The 25,350-nt window shown below is 64.6% G+C and carries 23 protein-coding genes; 8 read left to right on the top strand and 15 right to left on the bottom strand.

What is annotated here, in order from left to right:
• Positions 1-155: 155 nt before the first annotated feature.
• The gene (locus tag LQK81_RS17455) at positions 156-2,381 is read left to right on the top strand and encodes a TonB-dependent siderophore receptor (protein ID WP_230807642.1); all 2,226 of its coding nucleotides are present in this window, start codon (positions 156-158) and stop codon (positions 2,379-2,381) included.
• Positions 2,382-2,663: 282 nt separating this feature from the next.
• Entirely contained in the window at positions 2,664-2,801 is a 138-nt protein-coding gene (locus LQK81_RS17450) for a DUF1127 domain-containing protein (protein ID WP_230807641.1), read from the top strand.
• A gap of 101 nt (positions 2,802-2,902) precedes the next feature.
• On the opposite strand, the gene LQK81_RS17445 is transcribed toward LQK81_RS17450, so the two are convergent.
• The 13 genes from LQK81_RS17445 to LQK81_RS17385 form a co-directional block, all read right to left on the bottom strand.
• Positions 2,903-3,181 carry a PepSY domain-containing protein gene (locus LQK81_RS17445; RefSeq protein ID WP_230807640.1) on the bottom strand — a complete coding sequence of 93 codons (279 nt, stop codon included), beginning with the start codon at positions 3,179-3,181 and terminating at the stop codon, positions 2,903-2,905.
• Positions 3,182-3,719: 538 nt separating this feature from the next.
• Positions 3,720-4,520, bottom strand: coding sequence for an NAD-dependent epimerase/dehydratase family protein (locus LQK81_RS17440; RefSeq protein WP_230807639.1), 801 nt, complete (start codon positions 4,518-4,520; stop codon positions 3,720-3,722).
• Positions 4,521-4,587: 67 nt separating this feature from the next.
• Positions 4,588-5,868, bottom strand: coding sequence for a TRAP transporter large permease (locus LQK81_RS17435; protein ID WP_230807638.1), 1,281 nt, complete (start codon positions 5,866-5,868; stop codon positions 4,588-4,590).
• The gene (locus tag LQK81_RS17430) at positions 5,868-6,389 is read right to left on the bottom strand and encodes a TRAP transporter small permease (protein ID WP_230807637.1); all 522 of its coding nucleotides are present in this window, start codon (positions 6,387-6,389) and stop codon (positions 5,868-5,870) included. Before LQK81_RS17430 ends, LQK81_RS17435 begins: the two co-directional genes overlap by 1 nt.
• 92 nt (positions 6,390-6,481) lie before the next feature.
• Positions 6,482-7,456, bottom strand: a complete 975-nt coding sequence (locus LQK81_RS17425) for a TRAP transporter substrate-binding protein (RefSeq protein WP_230807636.1) — start codon at positions 7,454-7,456, stop codon at positions 6,482-6,484.
• A 63-nt stretch (positions 7,457-7,519) separates the two neighbouring features.
• A complete protein-coding gene (locus LQK81_RS17420; RefSeq protein ID WP_230807635.1) occupies positions 7,520-8,401 on the bottom strand; it encodes an amidohydrolase family protein in 882 nt (293 codons plus the stop codon).
• Between the two features lies 1 nt (position 8,402).
• Entirely contained in the window at positions 8,403-9,539 is a 1,137-nt protein-coding gene (locus LQK81_RS17415) for a mandelate racemase/muconate lactonizing enzyme family protein (RefSeq protein WP_230807634.1), read from the bottom strand.
• A gap of 15 nt (positions 9,540-9,554) precedes the next feature.
• Complete coding sequence (gene kdgD, locus LQK81_RS17410) at positions 9,555-10,460, bottom strand: 5-dehydro-4-deoxyglucarate dehydratase (RefSeq protein WP_230807633.1); 906 nt, start codon at positions 10,458-10,460, stop codon at positions 9,555-9,557.
• Positions 10,461-10,531: 71 nt separating this feature from the next.
• Complete coding sequence (locus LQK81_RS17405; protein ID WP_442967150.1) at positions 10,532-11,290, bottom strand: FadR/GntR family transcriptional regulator; 759 nt, start codon at positions 11,288-11,290, stop codon at positions 10,532-10,534.
• Between the two features lie 180 nt (positions 11,291-11,470).
• Complete coding sequence (locus tag LQK81_RS17400) at positions 11,471-12,496, bottom strand: acyltransferase family protein (protein WP_230807631.1); 1,026 nt, start codon at positions 12,494-12,496, stop codon at positions 11,471-11,473.
• Positions 12,493-13,782, bottom strand: a complete 1,290-nt coding sequence (locus LQK81_RS17395) for an O-antigen ligase family protein (RefSeq protein WP_230807630.1) — start codon at positions 13,780-13,782, stop codon at positions 12,493-12,495. The genes LQK81_RS17400 and LQK81_RS17395 overlap by 4 nt, the downstream gene beginning before the upstream one ends.
• Positions 13,783-13,789: 7 nt before the next feature.
• Positions 13,790-15,058: a polysaccharide biosynthesis/export family protein gene (locus LQK81_RS17390; protein ID WP_230807629.1), complete on the bottom strand. Its 1,269-nt coding sequence runs from the start codon at positions 15,056-15,058 to the stop codon at positions 13,790-13,792.
• Between the two features lie 82 nt (positions 15,059-15,140).
• Entirely contained in the window at positions 15,141-15,818 is a 678-nt protein-coding gene (locus tag LQK81_RS17385) for a sugar transferase (RefSeq protein ID WP_230807628.1), read from the bottom strand.
• 739 nt (positions 15,819-16,557) lie between these two features.
• Here LQK81_RS17385 and LQK81_RS17380 point away from each other — a divergent pair.
• Positions 16,558-16,845, top strand: a complete 288-nt coding sequence (locus LQK81_RS17380) for an exopolysaccharide production repressor protein (RefSeq protein WP_330166556.1) — start codon at positions 16,558-16,560, stop codon at positions 16,843-16,845.
• 240 nt (positions 16,846-17,085) lie between these two features.
• Complete coding sequence (locus tag LQK81_RS17375) at positions 17,086-18,093, top strand: glycosyltransferase family 2 protein (protein ID WP_230807751.1); 1,008 nt, start codon at positions 17,086-17,088, stop codon at positions 18,091-18,093.
• 61 nt (positions 18,094-18,154) lie between these two features.
• Here LQK81_RS17375 and LQK81_RS17370 read toward each other — a convergent pair whose 3' ends face one another.
• Entirely contained in the window at positions 18,155-19,111 is a 957-nt protein-coding gene (locus LQK81_RS17370) for a polysaccharide pyruvyl transferase family protein (RefSeq protein WP_230807627.1), read from the bottom strand.
• 48 nt (positions 19,112-19,159) lie between these two features.
• A complete protein-coding gene (locus tag LQK81_RS17365) occupies positions 19,160-20,119 on the bottom strand; it encodes a glycosyltransferase family 2 protein (protein ID WP_230807626.1) in 960 nt (319 codons plus the stop codon).
• 122 nt (positions 20,120-20,241) lie between these two features.
• Between LQK81_RS17365 and LQK81_RS17360 the strand changes: the two genes are divergently transcribed.
• From LQK81_RS17360 to LQK81_RS17345, 4 genes are all read left to right on the top strand, one after another.
• The gene (locus LQK81_RS17360) at positions 20,242-21,723 is read left to right on the top strand and encodes a lipopolysaccharide biosynthesis protein (RefSeq protein ID WP_230807625.1); all 1,482 of its coding nucleotides are present in this window, start codon (positions 20,242-20,244) and stop codon (positions 21,721-21,723) included.
• Between the two features lie 415 nt (positions 21,724-22,138).
• Complete coding sequence (locus LQK81_RS17355) at positions 22,139-23,245, top strand: acyltransferase family protein (RefSeq protein WP_230807750.1); 1,107 nt, start codon at positions 22,139-22,141, stop codon at positions 23,243-23,245.
• Positions 23,246-23,261: 16 nt separating this feature from the next.
• Positions 23,262-24,065, top strand: coding sequence for a glycoside hydrolase family 16 protein (locus tag LQK81_RS17350; protein WP_230807624.1), 804 nt, complete (start codon positions 23,262-23,264; stop codon positions 24,063-24,065).
• A gap of 80 nt (positions 24,066-24,145) precedes the next feature.
• Positions 24,146-25,345 (top strand): glycosyl transferase family 1, encoded by a 1,200-nt coding sequence (locus LQK81_RS17345; RefSeq protein WP_230807623.1) that lies wholly within the window; start codon positions 24,146-24,148, stop codon positions 25,343-25,345.
• The last annotated feature ends 5 nt before the right edge of the window (positions 25,346-25,350 follow it).

Raw genomic sequence — 25,350 nt, 5'->3', positions numbered from 1 at the left:
ACAATTGCGGCAAAGCTGTGTGCACCGCGAAAAAGAGCCAAGAACGTTCAATTTTCACCGATGAGAACAAGCACCCCGGATTAAGTTGATATAACTGCTCATGTTAATAGCCGCCCATTTCGGCGGCGTTTTCAGGCAGTGGGGACAAACGGACTATGGCGAAGCAAGGCGTCTATTCGGCGGGCATCCGTCTCAAGAGGATCCTGAGCGGCAGCGTCGCATTGGCGACGATCCTGGCGGCCGGTGCCGCCGTGGCGCAGGAACAGGATCCGACGCGCCTTGCGCCCGTCATCGTCGAGGGCGCCGGCGGGGCGGCCAGTGCGGCGACCGGCCCGGTCGACGGCTACGTCGCCAAGGAGACGACCACCGGCTCCAAGACCGACACGCCGCTGTCAGAGATTCCCCAGTCGGTCTCCGTAATCGGTCGCGAAGAGATCGACGACCGCGGCGCCGTCAACAAGGTCGACGAGATCCTCCGCTACACGCCAGGCGTGACGACCCAGCCCTTCGGCGTCGATGCCGATACCGACTGGTTCTACATCCGCGGCTTCGACGCGACCCAGACCGGCGTCTTCCTCGACGGCCTGAACCTGTTCAGCTACGGCTTCGGCGGCTTCCAGATCGATCCCTTCATGCTCGAGCGCCTCGAGGTGCTGAAGGGGCCTGCCTCGGTTCTCTACGGCGGCTCTAGCCCGGGCGGCATCATCAACATGATCAGCAAGCGTCCGACCGGCGAAACCTCGACCTACGTCGAGACCGGCATCAACAGCAATGCCAACGGCTTTGCCGGCTTCGACGTCAACGGCATCCTCAACGAGGGCGTCAACTACCGCATCACCGGCAAGGTTTCCGGCGGTGAGAACTACACGGACTTTTCCAACGACCTGCGCGGCTTCATCCTGCCGCAGGTCACCATCGAGCGGGACGACGCGACGAGCCTGACGGTCTACGGCCTGCTGCAGGGCCTGGACCAGCGGCACACCGGTGGCAGCTTCCTGCCCTATATCGGCACGGTCGAGCCCGCCTCCTTCGGCAAGATCGACCGCAAGGCCTTCTTTGGCGAGCCCGACATCGACACCGGCACCTACGTCCAGCAGATGCTCGGCTATGAGTTCAAGCACGAGTTCGACACCGGCTGGACGTTCAGCCAGAACCTGCGCTACGGCCACCTCTACAAGCACGAGGACGCGCCCTACACCTACGGCTACTACGATCCCGACGCGGTCTTCCCCGACCCGTCCTACGTGAACGCCCCGGTCACGCCGGACAACCTTCTCTATCGCCTCGGCTTCGAGCACACCTCCAAGGTCGACACCTTCGCGGTCGACAACCGCGTCGAGGGCGAGTTCGACACCGGCGCGCTCAATCACACGATGCTCATCGGGCTCGACTACAAGTACTACAGGCTCGACCAGGAGCAGGCCTCCTCGGCGGCCACGCCGATCAGCGCCACCGACCCGATCTACGGCGCGCCGCAGCCGGCGAATGCCATCTACATCAACCAGCTGATCACGCAGCAGCAACTCGGCGTCTACGCCCAGGACCAGATCCGCTTCGGGGACGGCTGGATCGTCACGCTGAACGGCCGCTACGACTACGTCGACACCAAGACGGAAAACGGGCCCACCTTCTGGGATCCGGCCCAGAACTCCACATTCGACTACAACGAAAGCGCCCTCAGCGGCCGGGCCGGGCTCGCCTATGAATTTGCCAATGGCGTGACCCCCTATGTCAGCGCCTCGACCTTCTTCAACCCGATCGTGGCCGTCACCCTGACCGGCAACACCAAGCCCGAGGAAGGCGACCAGTTCGAGGCCGGCGTCAAATACGAGCCGACCTTCCTCGATGGTGTCCTGACCGCATCGGTCTACCAGCTCACCAAGCAGAATGTCGTCGTGACCGATCCGCTGACCCTGCTCTCCAGCCAGATGGGCGAAGTGCGCTCCCGCGGGTTCGAGCTGGAAGGAAAGTTCAATCTCAGCGAAAGCTGGAAGCTGATCGCCGGCCTCGAATTCATCGATCTCGAGATCACCGAGGACGCAAACACCGCGCTGATCGGCAACACACCCTACCTCATCCCAGACAAGCAGGCGACGCTGTGGCTGGACTATACCGTCCAGGACGGAGCGTTCGAAGGGGTCAGCCTCGGCGCCGGCGTGCGCTATCGCGGCGAAAGCTGGGCCGACAACGAGAACACGGAGAAGGTGCCCGGCGCCACCGTCTTCGACGCCGGCATCCGCTACAGCAAGAACGACTGGGGTGCGGCCCTCAACGTCACCAACCTGTTCGACAAGGAATATGTCAGCGGCTGCCAGGGATTGCTCACCTGCGGCTACGGCGATGCCCGCACCATCACCTTCAAGCTCAGCAAGAAGTGGTGAGCCGGCGCGCAGGCCGCCGACGATCGCATCAAAGGGGAGAAGCCGCGGCTTCTCCTCTTTTGTCTAACAGGCTCCCGGAATACGAGACGATGGGCGAGACCGGATCGTCGTCCCGCCTCGCCCATTCTCCATTCGCACTGCAAGAAATTTGTGCACCGCACCGCGACTGCCGTCGCCCTGTGCGAGAGTAGACAAATTTGCATGCCTCTTCTGCAGGCTTATGCCTTCTTAGTGGGCGCGGAATTGCCCATATGAGTGGCATCGAAAGAATGGAGAAGAAAGATGAACATCCGTCAGAAAATCAAGGACTTTGCCGCCCGCCGCAAGGCTATCCGCGAGCTTCACATGCTCGACGACCACACGCTGGCCGATATCGGTATCTCGCGTTCGCAGATCCGCGCCGCCGTTGCCGGCCGCTAAGCGCCATTGACGCCTTCCATCGGCGACCGGCCCCGGCCGGTCAGCCGATCAGGGGACGATACACTCCCCATCGCAGCCAGCGGCTGCAGCAGGACGGTAGCTCAGTCGTCGCCGTCGACGAACAACTGCTCGCCGGTCTCGGGATGAAGACGGACTTCGATGTGGCGGCCGTCCCGATTGTGCCCCTTGATCTCGTAGCATCCGTCATCGATTTCGATTTCCCGAACCGCGACGCCAAGCTCCGCCACGCGAGCCTGCAACTGCCCTTCGCTCATCCACTTGTTCAGTTGCACGTTGGGGCAACGGCGGTCGTCGTCGTCCGCATGCGCCATTGACGCGCTAGTGACGGCCAGGACAGTTGCGACGATAATTCTGTTCATGATGCTCTCCGTTCGCGTGGGCGTGCACGATTGCCGCCGACGGACGAACCATAGGCGAGCCTCCCTGAGCGCCGGCTGACGTCCGCTGTCAGCGAAACGTCAGGAAGGCATCCGGGCGAGCGGATTGGACACACACCGGCGACCGCACGTTGTCGCGTGGCAAGATCATCGATGTCGTGAAAAGCATACGACCTGCAGAAAGCAGGCCTGGAAAAAGAAGCCCCAAAAACGAAAAGCCTGCCGCGGGAGGAGGTGCGGCAGGCTTTCCAAAAGAACCGAACAACAGCTGGGAGGAGGAGTGCTGTTGTTCTTCGCGAAAACCCCTGGGAGGAGGAGTGAGGTCCTCGCGACCTCGAAGCTCTGCGGGAGGAGGTGCATCGCTTCGATAAGTCTGACTATACGCGAGTCGCGCCTAATTCATAGGCAGGATTTCACAGGTCAGCCATGCGTAAATCGAATAGCTCGATTGCGATGAGACGGCCAACTTCGTGTGCGCTGCAATACACCGGCAAAAGGCCGACGATGGGGCCCGCGGCGCTCAGCCGTCGGCCGGGTGCCCGGCCGTGACGAAGACGCCTCCCTGGTAGAGCGTGGCGGGATTGTCCGGATCCTCAGGCCCCGTCTGCGCCAGAACCTCGGCCCGCCACTTCGCCGCATTGTCCTTCGGTCGCCAGCCGAGGAAGGCGGCATTGCCGTTGTCCCACCACTGCTCGTCATTGTCGGAGGCGCCGTAGACCACGAGGTGCCCGATCCGGGGCGCGGCGAAGGCGCATTGGCAGAGCGACAGCAGATCACGCTTGCTGAGCCAGCTTGCCAGCATCCGCGGAGTCTTCGGTTGTTCCAGGCAGGACCCGATGCGCACCGACAGCGTCTCGACGCCGAACTTGTCGTGGTAGAGGCTCGCCACCGCCTCGCCGAACACCTTGGAGACCCCGTAGAGCGAATCGGGCCGCGGCACCACGGTGTTGTCGATGTGCTGATCGCGGCGATAGTAGCCGACCACGTGATTGGAGCTCGCAAAGACGATCCGCGGCCGGCGGTTGCGGCGGGCGGCCTCGTAGAGATTGTAGAGGCCGACGATATTGCCCTGCAGGATCAGGTCGAACGGTCTTTCGACCGACACGCCGCCGAGATGGATGACGCCGTCGACGCCCTTCATGAGCGCGTCCACGGCTGCGGCATCCGCCAGGTCGCAACGGCGGAAACGCTCATGGGCCTGCAGGTCGGCGATATCGGTCAGGTCGGACAGAACCACTGTCTCCGCCAGCTCGGGCAGCAGGGGACGCAGCGCCGTTCCGACGCCGCCCGCAGCCCCCGTCATCAAGAGTGTCTTCAGCATCAAACCTCCTCGAATACCGTCCTGTCCGGCATATGCGGACCTCTCGAACGTCCCGCCATTCCGTCACCTAGCGAAACAGGCTCGGGAGCCATAGCGACAGGGCCGGAACGTAGGTGACCAGCAGCAGCACCGCGATGCTGGCGCCGAAGAACGGCCAGATCGTGCGCATCGCCTCGCGAATCGTGATCTTGCCGACGGCGCAGCCGACGAACAGCACCGTGCCGACCGGCGGCGTGTTGAGGCCGATGCCGGCATTCAGGATCATCACCACGCCGAAGTGCACGGGATCGATGCCGAAGGCCTTGACGACCGGCAACAGGATCGGCGTGCTGATGATGACCATCGGCGCCATGTCCATGAAGGTGCCGAGCACGAGCAGGATGACGTTGATCATCAGGAGCACGATGATCGGATTGTCCGAGATCGCGCTCATCAAGGCCACCAGCACCTGCTGGACCTGGAGGAACGACATCAGCCAGCTGAAGGAAGCGGCCGTGCCGATCACCAGCAGCACCATGGCCGTCGTGCGGACCGCCTGCAGCACGGCCTCGACGAAGCCCGACCAGTCGAGTTCGCGATAGACCAGCAGCGCCACCAGCAGCGCATAGAACACCGCGATGCACGAACTCTCCGTCGCCGTGAAGATACCCGAACGCACGCCGCCGAAGATGATGCCGATCAAGAGCAATCCGGGGACGGAGGCCAGCAGATAGTAGACGAGCTTGCGAAAGCCCGGGAACGGCTCGGCGGGATAACCGCGACGGCGCGCGACGATATAGGCGGTGATCATCAGCGCGCCGGCCAGAAGCACCCCCGGAATGATGCCGGCCGTGAACAGGTCGGCGACCGAGACGTTGCCGCCGGCGGCGATCGAATAGAGGATCATGTTGTGCGACGGCGGGATCATCAGCGCGATGATCGCGGCGTTGACGGTGACGTTGACCGCGTAGCTCCGGTCATAGCCGCGCGCGGCCATCTGCGGGATCATCAGGCCGCCGACGGCGGAGGCGTCGGCGACCGCCGAGCCGGAAATGCCGCCGAACAGGGTCGAGGCGACGATATTGACCTGGCCGAGCCCGCCGCGCAGGTGGCCGACGATGCCGGCCGCGAACCGGATCAGCCGGTCGGCGATGCCGCCGCGCACCATCAGGTCGCCGGCGAAGATGAAGAACGGAATGGCCATCATGGCAAACACGTTCATTCCGGAATTCAACTGCTGGAAGACCACGATCGGCGGCAGGCCGATATAGAGCACGGTCGCGAGCGAGGCGATGCCGAGGCAGAAGGCGATCGGCATGCCGATCATCATCAGCACGGCGAAGACGCCGAAGAGTACGGAATAGGCCATTACGCCACCTCCTGCGCGATGATGTCAGCCGCAGTGTGTTCACCGGCCGCCACGTCGACGAAGCGTTCGGCGGAGAAGATTGCGATCAGTACCCCGCCGACGGCCATCGGGAAGAAGTCCACGCCGCCCGGCCAGCCGAGCACGGGTATGCTGGCCGCCCAGGTTCCGATGGCGAGAAGAACCGAATACCAGGTCATGGCGAGGCCGAAGAGCACCATCAGCCCGAGGCTGAGCAGATCCATCGTCCGCCGGGCCGCCGGTGAAGCGCCGTGCCGGACGAAATCGAGGCCGAGATGCACGCTCTCGCGCACGCCCACGGCGGCGCCGAGCATGATGAACCAGGACATCAGGTGCAGCGACAGCGGCTCCGACCAGCTCGGCGTGTCGTTCATCACATATCGTGCGAAGACCTGCCAGCCGACGATCGCCGTCATCGCGACCAGCCCGAAGCCGGAAAGATAGAGTGATACCCGGCTGACCCAGCCGAGCACAGGCCGGCTGGCCTGCAAGAAACGCGACATGACCTTTTCCTCCAAAGGCTCGGCCGGCGCACGCCGGGCGCGGCCGAAAGCAACGGGCCGCGCCGCAAGGCGACGGCGCGGCCCGTCATTGATCAGTTGATCGCGCGGATCCGCTCGAGCAGATCCTTCATCTGCGGGTCGGTGACGAACTTGTCGTAGACCGGCTTCATCGCATCGGCGAACTCGGCCTTGTCGACCGTGATCACGTTAACGCCGGCCGCACGAACCTTTTCCTCGGAGTCCTTTTCGCGGGCCTGCCAGAGTTCACGCATCTTGACGACGGATTCCTTCGCGGCGGTGCGAAGCAGCGCCTGATCCTCCGGCGAGAGCTTGTCCCAGCTGATCTTCGAGATCACGAGAATCTCCGGGTTCAGCGAGTGCTCGGTCAGCGTGTAGTTCTTGGAAACCTCGAAATGCCGCGAGGATTCGTAGGAAGGCCAGTTGTTCTCCGCCCCGTCCACCACGCCGGTCTCGAGCGACGAATAGACCTCGCCGAACGGCATCGGGGTGGCATTGGCGCCGAAGGCCTCCATCATCGCGATCCAGAGATCGGACTGCTGGACGCGGATCTTCATGCCCTGCAGGTCCGCCAGCTTTTCGATCGGCTTCTTCGTCGTATAGAACGAACGCGCGCCGGAATCGTAGAAGGCAAGGCCCACCAACCCATGCGGCTCGAAGGCGGCGAGGATCTCGTCGCCGATCGGGCCGTCGACGGTCTTGTGCATGTGCTCGGTCGAGCGGAACAGGAACGGCAGGCCGAGCACGACGGTCTGCGGCACGAGATTGTTGAACGGCGCGGCGTTGACGCGGTTCATGTCGATCACGCCGAAGCGGGTCTGCTCGATCGTATCCTTCTCGCTTCCGAGGGCCGCGTTGTTGGTCACCTCGATCTTGATGCGGCCGTTGGTGCGCTCGCTGACCAGCTGCCCCATGTATTTCACCGCCTCGACGGTCGGATAGCCGTCCGGATGGATATCGGCCGACCGCAGGGTGATTTCCTGCGCATGCACGGTTCCTGCGGCAAGGGCGAGCCCCAGCGCCAGGCAAAGCGATTTTGCAATGTTCATGTTTTCCTCCTCCTCTTTTAAACGAATGCGTTCGCCGAACCTCCCCGTTCCGCGATACCGGTGTCAGCCGCTCCCCGTTGCGAACGGCGGCAAGCCAAAGAGCCGTTCGGGGTTGTCTACCAGAGCCAGACGACGGGCCTCCTCGTCCGGCAGCCATCCGAGCACGGTGTCGGTGAGCGCGGCATCGTCGGGATAGCTCTCGGTGGTCCTCGCAAGGTTATGCGGCCAGTTGGTTCCCCAGACGATCCGCTCAGGCGCATGGGCGGCGATCGCGCAGGCGACCGCGGCGACGTCCGCATAATCAGGCCCGCCGCTCCGGGACGATTCATAGGCGCCGGCGAACTTGAACCAGCAATTGCCGCCATCGATCAGGCGCCTGACCGCCGCGACCTCAGGGCTGTCCGGCGTGACGCCGCCGAAGAACTTGCCGTGGTGATCGAGCACCCAGCGCGACCTCAGCCTCTTCAGGCGCGCCTCGTGTTCGAGGATATGGCTGCCGTCGAACTGGACGGCCACCATCCATCCCCGCGCCGATGCGCGGGCATCGACCGCCTCCAGCGCCGCGAGGCCGACAGCCCCGCCGGGCAGGTCCATGATGCGGGCGCCGGCGACGCCGGCCCCGGCCAGCGCATCGAGCGCGCCGTCCGGCTCCTCCCCCGCGATCGCCGCGACACCGCGGGCGACCGGCCCCATGTCGGCAAGGCAGGCGAGGAGATTGGAATTGTCGCGCTGATGGGCGTTGCCCTGGGTGATGATGACCCGGTCGATCCCGAGCCAGGCCATGAGCCTGCGATACTGCCCGGCATCCGGAAGAGCCCCGCCCGGCAGCGGCGGGCCGCCCGCCTGGGCCGAAAATCCGGGCAGATACATATGCATCTGCGTATCCACCGCCCCCTTCGGGAGCCGTGTCAACGGCGCTCTTCCGGAAAGCGGCCTCTCGATCATTTCACTCGTCCCTCATCCGGAACTCGGCCAGGGCATCGCGATCGATATCGATGCCGAGCCCGGGACCATCCGGGATTTTGACCACCCCGCACACGTGCTCGATCGGCGTCCTGATGACGGCCTGGCGGAACGGATTCTCGGTGCGGTCGAATTCCAGGATCGGTTCGATCGGGTTGACGCGCACCGGGTTGGGGATCATCGCCGCCATGAACTGCAGGGCGGCGGCAATGTGGACGGCAGTGCCCCAGACATGCGGCACGACGCGCACGCCATGGAGGGCCGCGAGATCGGCGACCCGGCGGGCCTCGGTGAAACCGCCCACGCCGCAGAGGTCGGGCTGAAGAATGTCGACGGCGCGGGTCTCGACCGGCTCGCGCATGCCCCAGCGCGTGTGCCACGTCTCGCCGCCGGCGACCGGGATCGGCTGGCCGGCGCGGACCGCGCGATAGGCGTCGAGCTGTTCGGGCACCACCGGCTCCTCGAACCAGTCTATGCCGTATTCGGCCGCACGACGGCCGAGCTCGACCGCCTCCAGCACGTCATAGCCGTGGTTGGCGTCCACCATCAGCCGCATGTCGGGGCCGATGGCCTCCCGCACCGCGCGGATGACGGCGAGATCCTGTTCGACGCCGAAGCCGATCTTGATCTTGGTGGCGTGGAAGCCCTCTTCGCGGTAGCGCGCCGCATCTTCGGCATTGTCGGCCACCCTGTCGACGCCCTCGCGCTTGAAGCTGCCGGTCGCATAGGCGCGGACCTCCTCGCGGAACCGTCCGCCGAGCAGGGTCGAGACCGGAACGTCGAAATGTTTTCCCTTGATGTCCCAGAGCGCGATATCGATGCCGGACAGCGCGGTGATCGACAGGCCGCGCTGCCCCTGGTCGCGCAAGGCATTGTATAGCCGCGCCCAGATCTTCTCCGTCTCCAGCGGATCCGCGCCGATGAGCCATGGCCGGTAGGCGTCGACGACCGCCGCATTGGCCCGCGCCGGCCCCAGGCACTCGCCCCAGCCGACCAGGCCGTTGTCGCACTCGATCTCCACCAGCACATGCGCACGGCGATCGAAGCGCATCGACGCGCTCTCGAACGGCACGGCGAGCCGGTGCTCGAGCAGATGGGTGCGGACGGCGGCGATCTTCATCTCAGCGCTTCCAGGTCAGCGTTTCCATGGCGCGATCAGGGCCTCGAGCATGCCTTCTTCCTCGGCCGTCAGGTCATCCAGCGGGGGCCTGACTTTGCCGGCCTGGAAACCCTGCAGCCGCACGCCCGCCTTGATGGCGGCCACCGCATAGCCCTTGCGCCGGCTGCGGATCGCCATGAACGGATAGAAGAACTCCTTCAGGATCGTCTCGCAACGCGCCCGGTCGCCGCCACGCAGCGCCTTGTAGAACTCGACGGCGAGTTGGGGCACGAAGTTGAAGACCGCCGAGGAATAGGTGGTGAAGCCGGCGCCCAGATAGGCCTCGGCGAAGAGTTCCGCCGTCGGCATGCCGCCGAGATAGGTCAGCCGATCGCCCATGGTCGCCGTCACCTGGCGCACCAGGCCGATGTCGCCCGTGCCGTCCTTGAAGCCGACGAGGTTCGGGCACTCGTCGCAAAGCCGCTTCAGCGTATCGACGGAGAGAACCGAATTGTCGCGGTTGTAGACCATGACGCCGATGCCGACCGACTGGCAGATGCGCTTGACGTGCTGGTAGAGACCTTCCTGCGGCGCATCGATCAGATAGTGCGGCAGAAGCAGGATGCCGTCCGCGCCCGCCTTCTCGACCTCGCGCGCCAGTTCCACCCCGACATGGCTGCCGAAGCCGCAGCCCGAGACGATCGCCGTCCTGCCGGCGGCCTCCTTGGCGGCGCGCACGATACCCGGAATCTCGGAAGGCGAAAGCGAGAAGAACTCACCGGTGCCGCCAGCGGCGAACAGGACCGGCGCTTCGAAACTGGCAAGCCAGTCGATATGTCGGCGATAGCTCTCGGGCTGGAATTCACCCTCGCGGTCAAAATGCGTCACGGGAAACGAAAGCAGGCCAGCGCCCAGCGCTGCCTTGATCTCTTGCGGCGTCATGTGAAGTTCCTCTGTCTGCCTCCTCCGGCAGACTTGTAATACGTCTTACGGCAATTCCTGTCAACAAGTTATCATACAGGTTGGCGCTGTTCGCGCAACAGCGCGCGATAGCGGCCCTGACTGCCGCGCAGATGGCGGCGCATCGCCGCCCGTGCGCCCTCCTCGTCGCCGTTGGAAATGGCGGTGACGATGTCCTGGTGCTCCTGGAGGATCAGATGGATATAGGCCGCCTGGTCCGTCTCCGCATCGTCGTTGCGAAGGGCCGCGCGCGGAATGACGTTCTTGCCGATCAGGGCGAGGAATTCGCGAAAGCGCGGATTGTTGGTGGCCTCGGCGATGGCGAGATGCAGGGCGAAATCCGCCTCGCTCGTCGGCACCGAGGCCTCGAGACAGGCGCGCACGGCAAAATGGCGTTCGAAGATCACCTCCTCCTGTGCCGGGGAACGCCGCAGCGCCGCAAGCCCGGCAGCCTCGACCTCCACGGCCGTGCGCAGTTCCAGAAGCTCGATCATCGAAGAGACGCGTTCATGGTCGATGTTCCGCAGGAACAGGGGCGTCGGCCCCGGTACCTCCGCCTCGAGCACGAAGACGCCGGCGCCCTGCCGGGCCTCCACCAACCGATCCGCCCGAAGTGCTGCGATCGCCTCGCGCACCACGGTGCGGCTGACGCCGTGCGCCTCGGTCAGCTGGGCCTCGCTCGGCAGCCGGCTTCCGGGCGGAAACTGCCCGCCCATGATCGCCTTCCTCAGTTCCTCGGCAAGGCGCGTGGTCAGTGTCCCGGGGGCTGTAGCGACCTTCGCTCCTGACCTGGCCTGGAAACTCATGCTCATCTCCCACTTCGCATCCGAACCGCCGGCACCCGGCGACGCGCCAGCTCATCCGACAAGTTACGCTCTCATGGCGATCTTATAACGAATTTTCGCCCGGCGTCATCAACTCATATGATGACTGATGCATCACGCGGACCTTGATGGGTGGAATTGAGCCGATGGTGCCGTGGCCGGCACCCCTCAGGTGCTGCCGCCCGCCTCGGCGACGGCATTGCCGGCGGCAACGGGCTTCCGTGCCGGACTGCGCCGCACGGAAAGCAGGGGCCGCTCGACCAGCCGGTAGGCCACCAGCCCGCCGGCGATGCCGCAGAAAGCGGCCAGAAACAGCGTCAGCCCCGGCGCGACGTGCAGCCGTTCGCCCACCTTGGCCACGACCGAGATCGCGAAGGTGTGCCAGAGATAGATGGAATAGGAGGCATTGCCGAGCAGCGTCGGAAGCGCGAACGGCCGGATCAGCCCTCGCGCTTCGAGCGCCAGAACGCCGAGCACCAGCGCTGCCGCCAGCGGCCCGCAGGTCCATTCGTCGAAGGGCAGGCGGAAGATGCCGATGGCGGCGAAACCGCCGATCGCGACCAGCACCAGCCCCAGCCCTGTCGCCGCCCCGGGCACGCGCCCGGCGAGCCACAGCTGACCCAGCACCATGCCGATCGCAAATTCGAGGATGATCGGCCGGGTATAGGTCAGAAGCAGCGCATTGTCGGTCGAAAGGAAGGCACCGGCGATCGTCAGTGCCGCCAGCACGATCCCGACCGCAGCCAGTTGCCGCGCGCGGGGAAGGAGCAGCGCGAGCGCGAAGACGAGATAGAAGAACATTTCGAAATTGAGCGTCCACCCCTGCACCAGCACCGGCCAGATCTCGCCGCTGCTCGGCGATCGCATCGGAACGAACAGGAGGGAGGCGGCGACATGCCCGGCCGTCAGCTCCAGGTTGGGAAACAGGCCGACAAGCGCGCCGGCGACCATGACCATGGTGGCGAGCCAATAGATCGGCACGATCCGAACGATCCGGTCGGACAGGAACTTCAGCGGCGTGACCGGACGGCGCGCCGTGATGACCCACATGATGAAGCCGCTGATGACGAAGAAGACGTCGACGCCGGCAGCCCCGATGGCAAAATGCCCGCCCGTCTTTTCGGCGGCATGGAACAGGACGACGGCGATCGCCGCCACCGCCCGAAGATACTGGATGCCGTAGAGCGTCTTCATCGCCCGCCCGCCCGCGCAAGCGACATGACCGGCAACCGGCGCATCACCCTCGCCTGCACCGGTACGGCATGCCGCCGCGGCACGCGCATCGTCAGCTTGCCGGCCGCGAAATAGAGGAGGAACGAGCCGACGTGATAGGGGTTCATGATGTCGATCTCGAAGAAGGCCCGCATCGCGAGAAGCACGCAGACACCGAGCAGCAATGCGGCTTCCGCACTGCCCTCGCCGGCGAGGAAGCGGCGCAGATGACCGACGATCGCGACGATCAGCACGCCGAACAGGAGCACGAGCCCGATGAAGCCGGTCTCCACCATCGCCTCGATCGGCGTGTTGTGGAAATGGAAGCCGGCGCGGCTGCCGATGTAGAACTCCTCCCACAACCGTTCGGCCTCCGAGAAGCCCTGCACCCAGTAGGCCTGGTATCCGAGGCCGACCCAAGGGTTGGCGGCCGCCGCCTCGATCCCCTGTTGCCAGAGATAGGTCCGCCCGGTGAGCGTGGTGTCCTTGCCGAAGGCGCCGAGCACCATCCCGTATCCTCCGGCCGAGATGAACCCGGCGCCGCCGATGACGAGAAGGATGAGGCCGGCGATGAACAGCGTCCGGCGGTTCTTCGGCGACAGCCACAGAAGCAGGCGCAGGCCCAGGCAACATGCCACGGCCGCGGCAGTGGTCAGGACGGAGGTTGCGGACTGCGAGGCGACCAGCGCATAGGCCGAGAGTAAGAAGACACCGCCGGCGGTCGCAAACGACAGGCCGCGCTCGCGCAGCACGACGATCGCGGTGACGGCGAAGTAGACGCCGAGCGAAGCGTAGAAGCCGAGCTGGTTCTTCGACGCGAAGGCGCCGACGAAACTGACGGTGCCGTCCAGCGGATCGGCGTGATAGACGCCGAAGGCGAAGGAATAGGCGAGCACCAGCCCGACCCCCAGTATCGCACCGCGCGAGAGCGTGCGGATATCCAGCACCCGCATGGCGATGAGCGCGCAGACGACATGGGTGAAATACTGGATCCCGGTTCGCGCCGACTGCGCCGGCGCGGCAGACCAGAACATCGTCAGGCAGGCGAAGACGGCGAAACCGAAGATCCAGAGGTAGCGCGTGTAGTTGCCGAGGACGGTGCGATAGTCCACCAGCACGAGCGGCAGCCACAGGCCATAATAGGCCAGAATGGATACCTGCCCGAAGCGGGAGGAGTAGGCGAACACGAACAGCGACAGCGCCACGGCGGCCATGCCGTAGAGCTGGTTCTCGCCGGGTGTCACCAGGCTGGCCTTGGCGATCCGCATCGGCCGCTCACCGCATGGCGACGTTGTAGCCGACCTTGATCACGTCTCCGGGCAGGATCTGCGTCGTTTCCGTCGCCGGGATCTCGGTCGGGCGGCCATCCTTCTCGCGCAGGATCACGTAGGTGGCATCCGCCCCGGAGGGGTCACGGTTCGTCGCCCCGGCATCGGCAGACTGCAGCAGCGCCTCCGACATCAGCTTCCGGCTCGTCTCGAGCTTCAGCGTGACGGCTTCCAGTTCGCTCTCGGTGTTCTGCATTTCCTGCGCCAGCGTCGCATCCCAGTCGTTGATCAGGTTGGTCTCGTCCTGGGCCGCCTTGGTGGCATCCTGCTTCGCCTTGAGGGTGGCGGTGTCGATATCGAGCAGGGCCGCCTGCAGATCGGCGGTACGCTGTTCCAGCGTCAGCTTGCGCGAGCTGATCGTCAGCCCGCGCTCGGCAAGGCTGTCGACCTTCTTGAGATCGTCCTCGACCAGGCTGAGCTGCCGCGTCTGCGTCTCCGATTTCTTGTCAAGCGAGGCGATCTCGGTCTGCAGCAGCGTCTTGAGGTCCGCCAACGCCTTGAGCTGCACCTTCTGCCGCCGGTCACGCGACTTCATCAGTTCCGTTTCACTGTCCAGCAGGATCGCCGCCTCCGGCGCCTGGTCGAGCTCCTTCGGCATGGTGATGCTGTCCTGTTCGGCGATTTCCGCCTGCAGGCGCGCGCGCCGTGCCAATAGACGGTTGCGCTCGGCAACCAGCACCGATGCGTCGCCGTCCGCGCGGATGAAGTCGCGGGCGAAGCGCTGGCCGGGGTCGGCGCGACGAAGCCCGCCGCCGAGGCTTACCGCCTTCAGCACCGTCATGTTCGGGGCGAAGGGATATTCCCCCGGCGTCTGCACCTCGCCGGCCACGAAGATCGGCCGGTACTGCGCGAGCTCCACGGAAGCCGTAGGCAGGTCGCGCAGGGCGAAGAGCTTCTGCATGCGGAGACCGATTTCCTGGGCGACCTCCGCCGTGGTCTTGCCGGAAACGGGAAGCTCGCCGACGAGCGGCAGCGAAATCTGCCCGGCAGCGCCGACCGCATAGTCGCCGCTGATCGCCGACCAGTCGCGTACCGCGCCCTCGGTCGTCTGCCATTCGACCACGCGAATGCGCAGCTTGTCGAGGACGTCGAGCCGGTAGTCCTCGGCAAAGGCTGAGGTGCCCTGCGCCAGCAGCAGCCCGGCTGCAAGCACGAGGCCCCTGCAGAGGTTTCGAACGTGGAGACGCGGCCCGGAAGCCGTGATCACTGTTTTCATCGATAGATCCGTTTCTCCGTCGTGGCCCGCCATTGCGCGAAACAAGGGAGCACGAACAAGGGGGCGAGCCGTCCGTCGGGTCTCAATAGCTGCCGCGCGAGGCGCAGACGGCGGGGATCGTCTTGAAGACGATGAGCAGGTCCTTGATCAGCGACCAGGTGCGGACATACTCGGTGTCGAAGGCGACGCGAGCGGAATAGGAGACGTCGTTGCGCCCGCTGACCTGCCAAAGGCCGGTCAGGCCGGGACGGGTCTGCAGGTAGTAGCTGGCGGCGCTCTCGTAGAGCTCGAGCTCGTCCTCGACCACCGGCCGCGGGCCGACGATGCTCATTTCGCCGCGCAGGATGTTCATCAGCTGCGGCAGTTCGTCGAGGCTCAGCTTGCGCAGCACGGCGCCGACAGTGGTGACGCGCGGGTCGTGCTTCAGCTTGCGGGTCGCGCGCCATTCCTCGTAGGCCTCGGGATTGGCCTTCAGGTAGGCCTGCAGCACGCGATCTCCGTCCATCCGCATCGTGCGGAATTTCAGGCAATGGAAGCTGCGGCCGTTGTGGCCGATGCGGCGGTGGCCATAGAAGACGTTGCCACCGTCCGAGGCTTTCACCAGCGCGGCGATGAGCAGGAAGATCGGGCTCAGGAACAACAGGGCAAGCGAAGTGGCGGCAATGTCGAAGCCGCGCTTGGTGATTCCTCCGAGAGGGGGCGCGCCAGTGGCTGCGGCGCTCAGAAACGTCGAACTGGCCGATCGTGTCGCGGACTTCATAGAGTGGGCTCCGTTCCGGTTTGGCGATAGGTCTCATCCGTTTGGGACGTGAAACATCCAAGACGCAGGGTATGGTCAGATTTTGATCTTGGAAGCAGAATCTTTTTTTGTGGATCGATCAGATCCCTATTTAAGGATCTCATAATATATGAAATAGCCAATCCCTCGTGATGAGACAATGTATATAATAGTATCTTTTTTGTTATTTCCTCCCATATTGCTCCGAAATCACGATGACTTTTAACTTTATGAGTTCAAAGCCATAATTCTATACTCTGGATAGATTTGAAAAGGGCACCGATGGCCGCCCAACGCCGTCAGGATCAGCGATAATGATTTGTGCCAGAATGAAATTCTGCATCGCAACATGCTGCTGCACTGCACACGAAAATGCGTGATGAAAGCCAATGCCGTGTAACAAAAGTTGATCGGCGCGTGATCGGGTCGCTTACCTCTAGCTGCGTCGGACGCATCGATGTTCCCGTTTGCGCTGCATCATGACCGGATTGCGGCCGGAACATGGCGGCATCGAATCGAGATCCAGCCCACGCCACGTTGCAGCACGACCGATCACAACCAATTGAGTTGCCGGGCGCTTAACCCTATCTGTAAGAGCCGTCGCGCCGGGCGATTGAACCTGCGGCTCTGCCCGCATATAATCGCAAGGCACCGGGAAACCGGGCACGCGGGAGGAATTCGCCCATGTCATTTAACCTTCACATGAATCCGGGCTAGCCCGATGTATGGTCCACGCGTCTTCATAAGCATGATCGGTGCCTTGCTGGTCTTCGGTCTCGCAACCTACGGCCTGACGGGATCGCTGTCCGACACGCTGATCCAGACGCTGATCTGTGCCGTCCTTCTCCAGGTCGGCTATTTCGTCGGCGTTCTCTTCCTGGTGTGGAAGGAGGCGCGGGAGCGAAAGCGCGAGACGGAGGAAGCGATCCGGGCGGCATCGCTCGCCGAGAACGCTGCGGCGGGCCTGCGCGTTACCTCCCTGAACAAGCCCGGCCACTCCAACTACTGAGCCAGAGCCGGGCCCTTCCCGTCTCGTCGGTCCTTCCGCGAACGCGTACGCCCGCAGGCTGCGTTGACGGGCACCCTTGCCGAGCACACCCTTGTCCGCGCCGAAGTTTCGCGATGCCCCGATTGGGACAAGATCGTCTTCCATGTTGCCGCCATGCTGCGCCGCACCATGCCCGGTGCCCGCGAAGGTGCCAACGATTTGCGTGTCGAACGCAATCTCAAGATGGAGGCCGATCGGACGATGATCAGGGAAGTGTGCGTCATCATCGCTGCCAAGAATGCCGCCCAGACGATCGGGCGCGCCGTTTCCTCGGCGCTGCAGCAACCGGAGACGAACGAGGTCATCGTCGTCGACGACGGCTCGACAGACGACACGGCAGGTGCTGCGCGCGCCGCCGCCGATGACAGCGACCGCCTGAAGATCCTGCGGTTCGACGAAAACCGCGGCCCGGCGGCGGCCCGCAACGAGGCCATTCGCGCCTCGCACTCGCCGATCCTGGGCATCCTCGATGCCGACGACTTCCTTCTGCCCGGCCGTTTCGAGCGCATGCTCGCCGAGACCGACTGGGACTTCATTGCCGACAACATCGTCTTCGTCGACGAGGCGCGGGCGGCAAAGGGGCAACTGGAAATCCCTGAGATCGCGCCGCAGCCCCGCCTGCTCGACCTGAACGGCTTCATCGAGGGCAACATCTCCAGACGCGGCGCCCAGCGCGGCGAGGTCGGTTTCCTCAAGCCCCTGATCCGACGCGAGTTTCTCGACTGCAACGAACTGCGCTATCACGAACAGCTGCGGCTCGGGGAAGACTACGACCTCTACGCGAGAGCCCTCGCCCACGGTGCGCGCTACAAGATCATCCACAGCTGCGGTTACGGCGCGGTCGTGCGCGGCAACTCGCTGAGCAGCAGCCATCGCACCGAGGACCTGCGGCGGCTCTACGAGGCCGACCGGGCTATCCTGGCGCAGCCCGGGCTTTCGCGCCAGGAGCGCGCCCTGATCGAAAGGCACGAGCGCCACATTCGCGCGCGCTACGAGTTGCGCCACTTCCTCGACCTGAAGAACCAGCACGGCAAGGGGCGCGCCCTTGCCTATGCGGCCACGCATCCGGCCGCCCTGCCTGCCATCGTCGGCGGCATCCTGCTCGACAAGACGGACCGCTTCCGCCGCAAGGCGGCGGCGCCGGCAGCGCTTGGCGGCACCGGTGCGGTCCGCTACCTCCTGGCCTCGCCGGCCGGCTCGTCGCGGTAGACGACCCGATCACCAGCGCGGTGTCGGACCCGCCCCGGGATCCGGCGCCGCGTGACCTGCCTCAGAAGTAGTCGCGCCGGACGCCGTCGAGGACCGACAGGAACCGTTCCTTGCGTTCGGCAAGGGCCCTGTCGGTGCTGAGTTGCGGCTCGGTGCGGCTCGCCTGCCACAGCGCGAGTGCCGAGCGGACGGCGAGAACCTGCTTGGCCGCCAGGCGCAGCCCGCCCTTGCGGGTGTCCGGCTGCCGCACCAGCACCTCGCCATCGGACGCCGGCGCGCGCGCCGCCGGTTCGGCGACGGGGGGCTGCGGCGCTTCGAACTCGACGCCCCAGAAGCGGCTGCCCTTCATGATCGCCTCTGCCCGGCTAGAGATCGGCACATGGCGTGGCCTGTAGGTGACCCCCAGCGTTCCGGCCCAGTCGTTCCACTTGAAACTGTTGATGTTCCGCGAGGTCGAGACGGCGACCCACGGCACGCGGAAGGCGTCGGCAAGGATGGCCCCGTGCATGGACTCGGCGATGATGAGCTCCGAGCGGGCGATCGCGGAGATCACATCCTTCGCTTCCCCGCGCGGGTCGATATAGTTGATGCCGACCGTGGCGCAAACCTCCGACCAGACCCCGGCGATCGCCGATTCCCAGTGGGGCACGTAGCTCTTCTTGTGGGTTTTCGACAGGTGCCGGAACTCGGGCATGTCGGCCACCATCACCGCGGGATCGATGATGCCGAGGCGCTCGTCGACGCCGACCTTCTGCGCCGTCGACGGACCGCGCACGCAGCGGATGTCCCACAGGTCCCGGTCGCTCATGTCGGGCAGGGCGCCGTATCCGAAGCCGCTGCCGAGGACCAGCTTGCGCCCGGTGTCGGGCAGCAGTTCCCTGTTCAGCACGGTGCCGACGCCGACAAGCAGCACGTCGGAGTGAACGTCGCGAAACCCGGGCAGCAGGAAATCCCAGAGCCAGAGGTTGAGGTCGTCGCCGAAATTGCCGTGATCGGATTCCCAGTAATAGGGCTTCATATACGTCTCCTGAGACGAGGGATGGGGGGCGAGCGCGGGTATCCGGCCCTAGCGGGCGATCTTGCCGGCCGCGAGTTCGAAGACACTGCGCAGAAGGCTGGGGTCCCGCATGACCCACTTCGCCAGAAGGTCGAACTGCGGCAGCTTGCGGCGGCGAACGCGGCGGGCCTGGCTCCACAGCGCCTGCCGCCGGGCGGTGCTCTTGTAGGACCGGATCGAATCGGCCTCGCTCGAGCGCTGCGCGAACCGGCCTTCCAGAAGGTCGAGCGCCACCCAGGTGTTGAACTGCTGCTTCAGGAACTGGGGTGAATCGTTGTCGATGGCGTGGAAGATGTTGATCCCCTCGCCACGCACGGCGCCGGCGGCATCGCACAGCACGACGCGCTTGGCGGCGCGGACGCAATCGCAGAAGAACAGCACGTCTTCTGCCGCCAGTCGCAGCCTCGCATCGAAGCGAACGGTCTCGAACAGGCTGCGGCCGATCACCATGCAGGAGAGGTGGAGGAAGCTCCAGTTCTTCAGCATGACGCTGGAAAGCTCGGGAATTTCGACGAGAAGCGGGTTCTCCTGCAGCCGGTCGACCTTTTCGGTCTTCTCGAGGTCCGCGACCCCGAAATGATAGTAGAACGCATCTCCGCCGGTGATCGACGCCCAGTAGCAGTCGGCGCCGAACCGCGTCATCGCCTCGTAGGCGTTCTTCAGGTGATCGGGGGTCCAGATGTCGTCGGAATCCAGGAAGGCCACGAATTCGCTGTCGGCCGGCACGTTGTCCAGCGCCGTGTTGCGGGCGCCGCCCGGCCCGGCGTTCGGCTGGCGGATCACGGTGATCCGTTCGCGCCGGTTCTCGCTCAGGGGAGCCAGTTCCTCGTCGATGGAATACGGCGACTGGTCATCCACGACAATGATGTGGAAATCGGTGTAAGTCTGCTCGAAAACGGAGGCGAGGGCACGCCTCAGGATGCCTGGTTCCTTCTGGTAGTACGGGATCGCGACAGTCAGCTTCGCCATCTTTTCGCCTTTTCGGTTTTCCTACAAAGAGATGTGCCCGGCTTCCTCCCAAAGATCTAGGCATGCACTAAAGTATTGATAACTAAGCGACTTCCCTCTCCTCCAGCATTCGGGACGCGGCCATGCCCACTGCCATCAACGCGAAATCGGTCACGCGAAACGTCGGCTGGAGCGTCTTATCCAAGACAAGCACATTCGGGCTGAAATTTGTCACGGTCCCGATTTTGGCAAGAATCCTCACCCCCGAAGAGTTCGGCGCGGTGGCCGTCGCGCTTACTGTCGTACAGTTCCTGGCGATGATCGGCGGCGCCGGTCTGGCGTCCGCCCTAATCCTCCAGCGTGACGAGGATATGAAGACGATTCACTCGGTTTTCTGGGCCAATCTGGCGATCGCCTGCCTCATGGCGGTCGGGCTCTACGTCTGGGCCGAGCCGGTCGCAGGCCTGCTCGGCGCCACCGAGGCCGCCTATCTCGTGCGGCTGATGGCCCTGCTGATCCCGCTGCAACTGGCCGGCGACGTGGCCTATGCGCTGTTGGCGCGGCGCATGCAGTTCGGCAAGGACGCCTTCTGGAGCATGGTATCGGAATCGGCCGGCGCCATCGCCGCCGTGGTGCTGGCGCTCGCGGGCTTCGGCGTCTGGGCGCTGATCGTGCAGCTCTTCCTCTCCGCGGCGATCCGGCTCGTCGGTCTCTTCGCCGTCTCGCGCTACGTTCCCGCGCTGCAGATGTCGGTCGGCCGCGTCTTCGGCCTGGCCCGTTTCAGCCTGAGCATGATGGGCTCCGAGATCGCCAACTTCGTCAGCTTCCAGTCGCCGATGGTGATCATCTCCCGGTTTCTCGGGCTCGCCGATGCCGGCGCCTATTCGGCGGCGAACCGCTTCTCCAGCATCCCCAACCAGGTCGTGCTTTCGGCCGTCATGGGCGTCCTCTTTCCCGCCTTCAGCAGCATGATGCAGGACAGCGCCCGCCGCTCGAACGCGCTGATGCTCAGCACCCAGGTCACGACCGTCCTGCTGGCGCCGATGATGTTCGGCCTCTGGGCGCTTGCCGAACCCGCTATGCTCACGCTGTTCGGCCATCAATGGGCCTATGCCTGGCCGGTGCTGGGACTGCTTGCGCTGTCGAAGGGGATCCTGACCCCGTGCAGCACGTTCATCCCCTACCTGAAGGGCGTCGGTCACGGCGGCACGCTGTTCTGGTGGGCGATCCTTCGCGCGGTGATCACCACGGCAGCCGTCGCCTTCGGCGCCTATAACGGCACGCTGGTCGGCGCGATGATCTGGCTCTGTGCCGTCAACGCCTTCGTCCTCGTCGGCTATTCGATGGTGGTGTTCCGGGCGGACGGCACGCCCTTCGTCCGCGGCTTCCTGACCTGCTGCCGCCCGATGTTCACCGCCGCCCTGATGGCGATCGTCGTCCGCCTGCTCCTGACCACTTTCGGCCATCTCGTCCCGAACGCGGCGCTGCAGGTCGTGGTCGGCGCCGTCATCGGCGGCGTGATCTATGCCGCGCTCGTCCTTCTCACCGAGCGCCCGCTCCTGCGGAAGCTCGTCGATCTCGCCCGGAAACGCTCGCCCGCCGCCGCACCCAGCCCGGCCCAATGAGCAACCCGCAAGCCTTCCGCAAAAAGGGCTTGAATCGTTTTGCCGCCTTTTCGCCACAATTGACCATCCCCGGCGACAGGAACAGAACCTGAAACGGTGGCAAAACGCAAAAAATGCGAAATTTCCTCGGCCGGAATACAGCCAAGACGTGCATGTATCTGAGTCTATTAGCAATTTCTGCAATTTACGGTGCCAGCGTGCCTTTTCGCCGGTTGCGGTAGCGCCCTGGACACATTTTGGTGACCGCCGGCGTTTCTCTTATTGTGCAGTGCAACCAAACCCTGCTGAGATTCTTGCTGCACTGCCATATTTTTCCGCCCTAACCGCCCTACCATTTTCGACGCGGGCACAAGTCTGCTTTGTCCGAAACGGCTGCCGGAAATGGGGCCCATTAGGAGTAGCTGATATCGTGGATATGAACGCGGGCGTTTCTTCGCGGATCAATCTGATGCGCATAGTGCTCATCTCGGGCATCGTATTCGTGCATGTTCCCTACGATCCGGCCAACAGCCCGTTTCTGGGACTGAACGGCCTGATCGACTGGTTGCGCGTGTTCCTGGGCGACAGCCTGTTCCGGATCGGCGTCCCGTGCCTCAGCGCGATCTCCGGCTATCTTCTGTTCCGCCGCGGCTTCGAAGGCTTCAGCTACGGCAAGACGCTGCGCACCAAGGCGACCACGGTGCTGTTGCCCTTCTTGCTCTGGAACCTGTCGTTCCTGGCGTTCGTCTTCCTCGCGCAGAAGGTCGGCATCGGCTTCGGCTATCTGCCGGACGTGGTCCATGCCACTCCGCGCGAAATGGCGACGCTGGCGCTTGCCCTGGAAGGCTGGCCGATCAACCTGCCGCTCTACTTCCTGCGCGACCTGCTTCTGTGCCTTGTCCTGTCGCCGCTCCTGGCGCTGCTGGTCCTGCGCTATCCGCGTGCGACGCTGCTGGTGTTCTTCGCCTATGCGGTGCTGCCGGTGCCGAACGGAATCTTTCTGAAGAAATCGATCCTGTTCGGCTTCAGCACCGGCATCGCCGTGGCACTCCACCGCGTCGACGTCGGCGCCATCGACCGCTATGCGAGCCAGATCTCCGCCGCCGTCGTCGCCGCCGCACTTCTCTTGTCGGTGGCGCTCTTTCTCGTCGGACCCGACTTCCCGGTCTGGCTCGAGATCTTGCGCGCCATGACCGCACTGTCCGGCATCGTCGGCGCCTGGGCGCTGTCCGACCTTCTGCTGCGCACCCGGCTCGGGACGCGGCTGTCGAAGGGAGGCGGCCTGAGCTTTTGGATCTTCTGCGCCCACTATCCCCTGCTCGTCGGATTGTGGATGGTGTGGAACCGCGTCGGCATCGACCACTATGTCGCCTTCTATTTCGCCGCGCCGCTGCTGACGATCACGATCCTCGTCGTCACCCACGCCATCGTCCAGAAGAGCCTGCCGGGACTGCATGCCCTTTTGACCGGCAGCCGCTCCACTGCACGCAAGCCGATTTCCAATACCGCCCATGATGTCCGCTACTCGACCCCGCAACGGTGAAAGGATGCGATCGCCCATGACGACACGATCCACGAAACGCCCCACGACCCGAACCTGCCTCGCAGCGCTGACAGCGCTCGTCTGCGCTACCTCCGCCGCTCCGGCCATCGCGCAGGAAGGCGCGAACGGCGCCTCCTTCGTCGAGAACTTCGACACGCTGGACCGCAAGATCTGGTACGTCTCCGACGGCTGGAACAACGGCAAGCACCAGAACTGCACCTGGTCGAAGGACCAGGTGAAGATCGTCGAGGGCGTGCTCAACCTCACCTTCGAGCAGCGCAAGCTCGGCGAGCGCGAGTTCGCCTGCGGCGAGATCCAGACCCGCAAGCGCTTCGGCTACGGCACCTATGAGGTGCGGATGAAGACGGCCGAAGGCTCCGGACTGAACTCGGCGTTCTTCACCTATATCGGCCCGGCCGACAAGAAGCCGCACGACGAGATCGATTTCGAGGTCCTCGGCAAGAACTCCGCCAGGGTGCAGCTCAACCAGTATATCGCCGCCAAGGGTGGCAACGAGAAGCTGGTCGACGTGCCCGGCGGCGCCAACAACGGCTTCAACGACTACGCCTTCGTCTGGGAACAGTCCCGGCTGCGCTACTACGTCAACGGCCAGATGGTGCACGAGGTGACCGACCCGGCGAAGCTTCCGACGAATGCGCAGAAGATCTTCGTCAGCCTCTGGGGAACCGACACCCTGAGCGGCTGGATGGGCAGCTTCAACTACACGGCCCCGACCTCCATGCAGATCGACCGCATCGCCTACACGGCGCCGGGCGACGACTGCCAGTTCGCCGAATCCGTCGCCTGCGTCCTGAACTGAGGCGCGGCGAAAGCCCCGCCCGAGACTGCCACTTTCGTCAAGGCCCGGAATGATGCCGGGTGAAGAAACGGGATCATCCCATGCTGCATATCCTCTATCTGGCGCACGACCTCTCCGACCCTGCGATCCGTCGCAGGGTCCTTGCGCTACAGACCGGAAATGCCGAGGTGACGCTTGCGGGCTTCCGACGGGGCGAGAACGCCGGGGCTGCGATCGGCAGCCTGTCGACGATCGAACTCGGCGCCACGGAGGATGCGCGTTTCGTCCAGCGGGCGGGCGCGGTGGCAAGGGCCTGCCTCAATCTCGGCACCTCGCTTCGGGGCGTTGCAAGACCCGACATCGTGATCGCACGCAACCTGGAAATGCTGGCGCTCGCACGCCGGGCGGTGTCGCTGTTCGGTGGCGACATCCCGGTCGTCTACGAATGCCTCGACATTCACCGCCTGCTGCTGCGCCAGGACCTCGGCGGGCGGATGCTGCGCGCGGCGGAGGCGCGACTCGGGCGCGACATCAGCCTGCTGGTGACGAGCTCGCCCGCCTATGTCGACAACTATTTCGAGCCGCTTTCGGGTATCGACGCGCCGGTCATGCTGCTCGAAAACAAGGTGCTGGACCTCGACGACGACATCCCGCTCGTCCCCGGCCCGCGGCCGCCGGCCGACGGCGCGCCGTGGAAGATCGGCTGGTTCGGCGCGCTCCGCTGCCGCAAGTCGCTGGATCTGCTCTCGCGGTTCTCGCGGGCGATGGAAGGCAAGGTCGAGATCGTCGTGCGGGGTCGTCCGTCCTACGCCGAACTGAAGGATTTCGACAGCTTCATGCGCGGCGAGCCGTTCATGAGCTTCCGCGGCGCCTACCGCAATCCGGAGGACCTGTCTGAGATCTACGGCGAGGTCCAGTTTGCCTGGGCGATCGACTTCTTCGAGGAAGGGCAGAACTCCGCCTGGCTTTTGCCGAACCGCATCTACGAGGGTTGCCGCTACGGCACCGTGCCGATCGCGATCAAGGGCACGGAAACCGCCCGCTTCATCGCCCGGCGGGATATCGGCTTCGTGCTCGAGGACGCCTCGGTGGAGGGGCTGGTCGACCTTTTCTCGCGGATCGATCGCCGGAGCTACACGGATGCGGCCGACCGGATCGTCGAGCAGGGCGCCCGCCAGTGGACCTTCCGCCGCGATGACTGCCTGGACCTCGTCCAGCGCCTCTCGGCAATCGCAAATTCCGAGGAAACCGCTTTTCGCAGCCCCGCACGGACCCGCCCCCACGGGTCGGCTGCCATTTAGGAGAT

It is taken from the genome of Rhizobium sp. GN54 (genome assembly GCF_021026345.1).
In the GTDB taxonomy this organism is placed as follows: Bacteria; Pseudomonadota; Alphaproteobacteria; order Rhizobiales; family Rhizobiaceae; genus Mycoplana.
This window is presented reverse-complemented; position numbering and strand designations above follow the sequence as displayed.

Bases quoted from the DNA above. Each gene is read 5' to 3' on its own strand.
- LQK81_RS17455 (WP_230807642.1), top strand. From the start codon at position 156: ATGGCGAAGCAAGGCGTCTATTCGGCGGGCATCCGTCTCAAGAGGATC.
- LQK81_RS17450 (WP_230807641.1), top strand. From the start codon at position 2,664: ATGAACATCCGTCAGAAAATCAAGGACTTTGCCGCCCGCCGCAAGGCT.
- LQK81_RS17445 (WP_230807640.1), bottom strand. From the start codon at position 3,181: ATGAACAGAATTATCGTCGCAACTGTCCTGGCCGTCACTAGCGCGTCA.
- LQK81_RS17440 (WP_230807639.1), bottom strand. From the start codon at position 4,520: ATGCTGAAGACACTCTTGATGACGGGGGCTGCGGGCGGCGTCGGAACG.
- LQK81_RS17435 (WP_230807638.1), bottom strand. From the start codon at position 5,868: ATGGCCTATTCCGTACTCTTCGGCGTCTTCGCCGTGCTGATGATGATC.
- LQK81_RS17430 (WP_230807637.1), bottom strand. From the start codon at position 6,389: ATGTCGCGTTTCTTGCAGGCCAGCCGGCCTGTGCTCGGCTGGGTCAGC.
- LQK81_RS17425 (WP_230807636.1), bottom strand. From the start codon at position 7,456: ATGAACATTGCAAAATCGCTTTGCCTGGCGCTGGGGCTCGCCCTTGCC.
- LQK81_RS17420 (WP_230807635.1), bottom strand. From the start codon at position 8,401: ATGATCGAGAGGCCGCTTTCCGGAAGAGCGCCGTTGACACGGCTCCCG.
- LQK81_RS17415 (WP_230807634.1), bottom strand. From the start codon at position 9,539: ATGAAGATCGCCGCCGTCCGCACCCATCTGCTCGAGCACCGGCTCGCC.
- kdgD (WP_230807633.1), bottom strand. From the start codon at position 10,460: ATGACGCCGCAAGAGATCAAGGCAGCGCTGGGCGCTGGCCTGCTTTCG.
- LQK81_RS17405 (WP_442967150.1), bottom strand. From the start codon at position 11,290: ATGAGCATGAGTTTCCAGGCCAGGTCAGGAGCGAAGGTCGCTACAGCC.
- LQK81_RS17400 (WP_230807631.1), bottom strand. From the start codon at position 12,496: ATGAAGACGCTCTACGGCATCCAGTATCTTCGGGCGGTGGCGGCGATC.
- LQK81_RS17395 (WP_230807630.1), bottom strand. From the start codon at position 13,782: ATGCGGATCGCCAAGGCCAGCCTGGTGACACCCGGCGAGAACCAGCTC.
- LQK81_RS17390 (WP_230807629.1), bottom strand. From the start codon at position 15,058: ATGAAAACAGTGATCACGGCTTCCGGGCCGCGTCTCCACGTTCGAAAC.
- LQK81_RS17385 (WP_230807628.1), bottom strand. From the start codon at position 15,818: ATGAAGTCCGCGACACGATCGGCCAGTTCGACGTTTCTGAGCGCCGCA.
- LQK81_RS17380 (WP_330166556.1), top strand. From the start codon at position 16,558: ATGTATGGTCCACGCGTCTTCATAAGCATGATCGGTGCCTTGCTGGTC.
- LQK81_RS17375 (WP_230807751.1), top strand. From the start codon at position 17,086: ATGATCAGGGAAGTGTGCGTCATCATCGCTGCCAAGAATGCCGCCCAG.
- LQK81_RS17370 (WP_230807627.1), bottom strand. From the start codon at position 19,111: ATGAAGCCCTATTACTGGGAATCCGATCACGGCAATTTCGGCGACGAC.
- LQK81_RS17365 (WP_230807626.1), bottom strand. From the start codon at position 20,119: ATGGCGAAGCTGACTGTCGCGATCCCGTACTACCAGAAGGAACCAGGC.
- LQK81_RS17360 (WP_230807625.1), top strand. From the start codon at position 20,242: ATGCCCACTGCCATCAACGCGAAATCGGTCACGCGAAACGTCGGCTGG.
- LQK81_RS17355 (WP_230807750.1), top strand. From the start codon at position 22,139: ATGAACGCGGGCGTTTCTTCGCGGATCAATCTGATGCGCATAGTGCTC.
- LQK81_RS17350 (WP_230807624.1), top strand. From the start codon at position 23,262: ATGACGACACGATCCACGAAACGCCCCACGACCCGAACCTGCCTCGCA.
- LQK81_RS17345 (WP_230807623.1), top strand. From the start codon at position 24,146: ATGCTGCATATCCTCTATCTGGCGCACGACCTCTCCGACCCTGCGATC.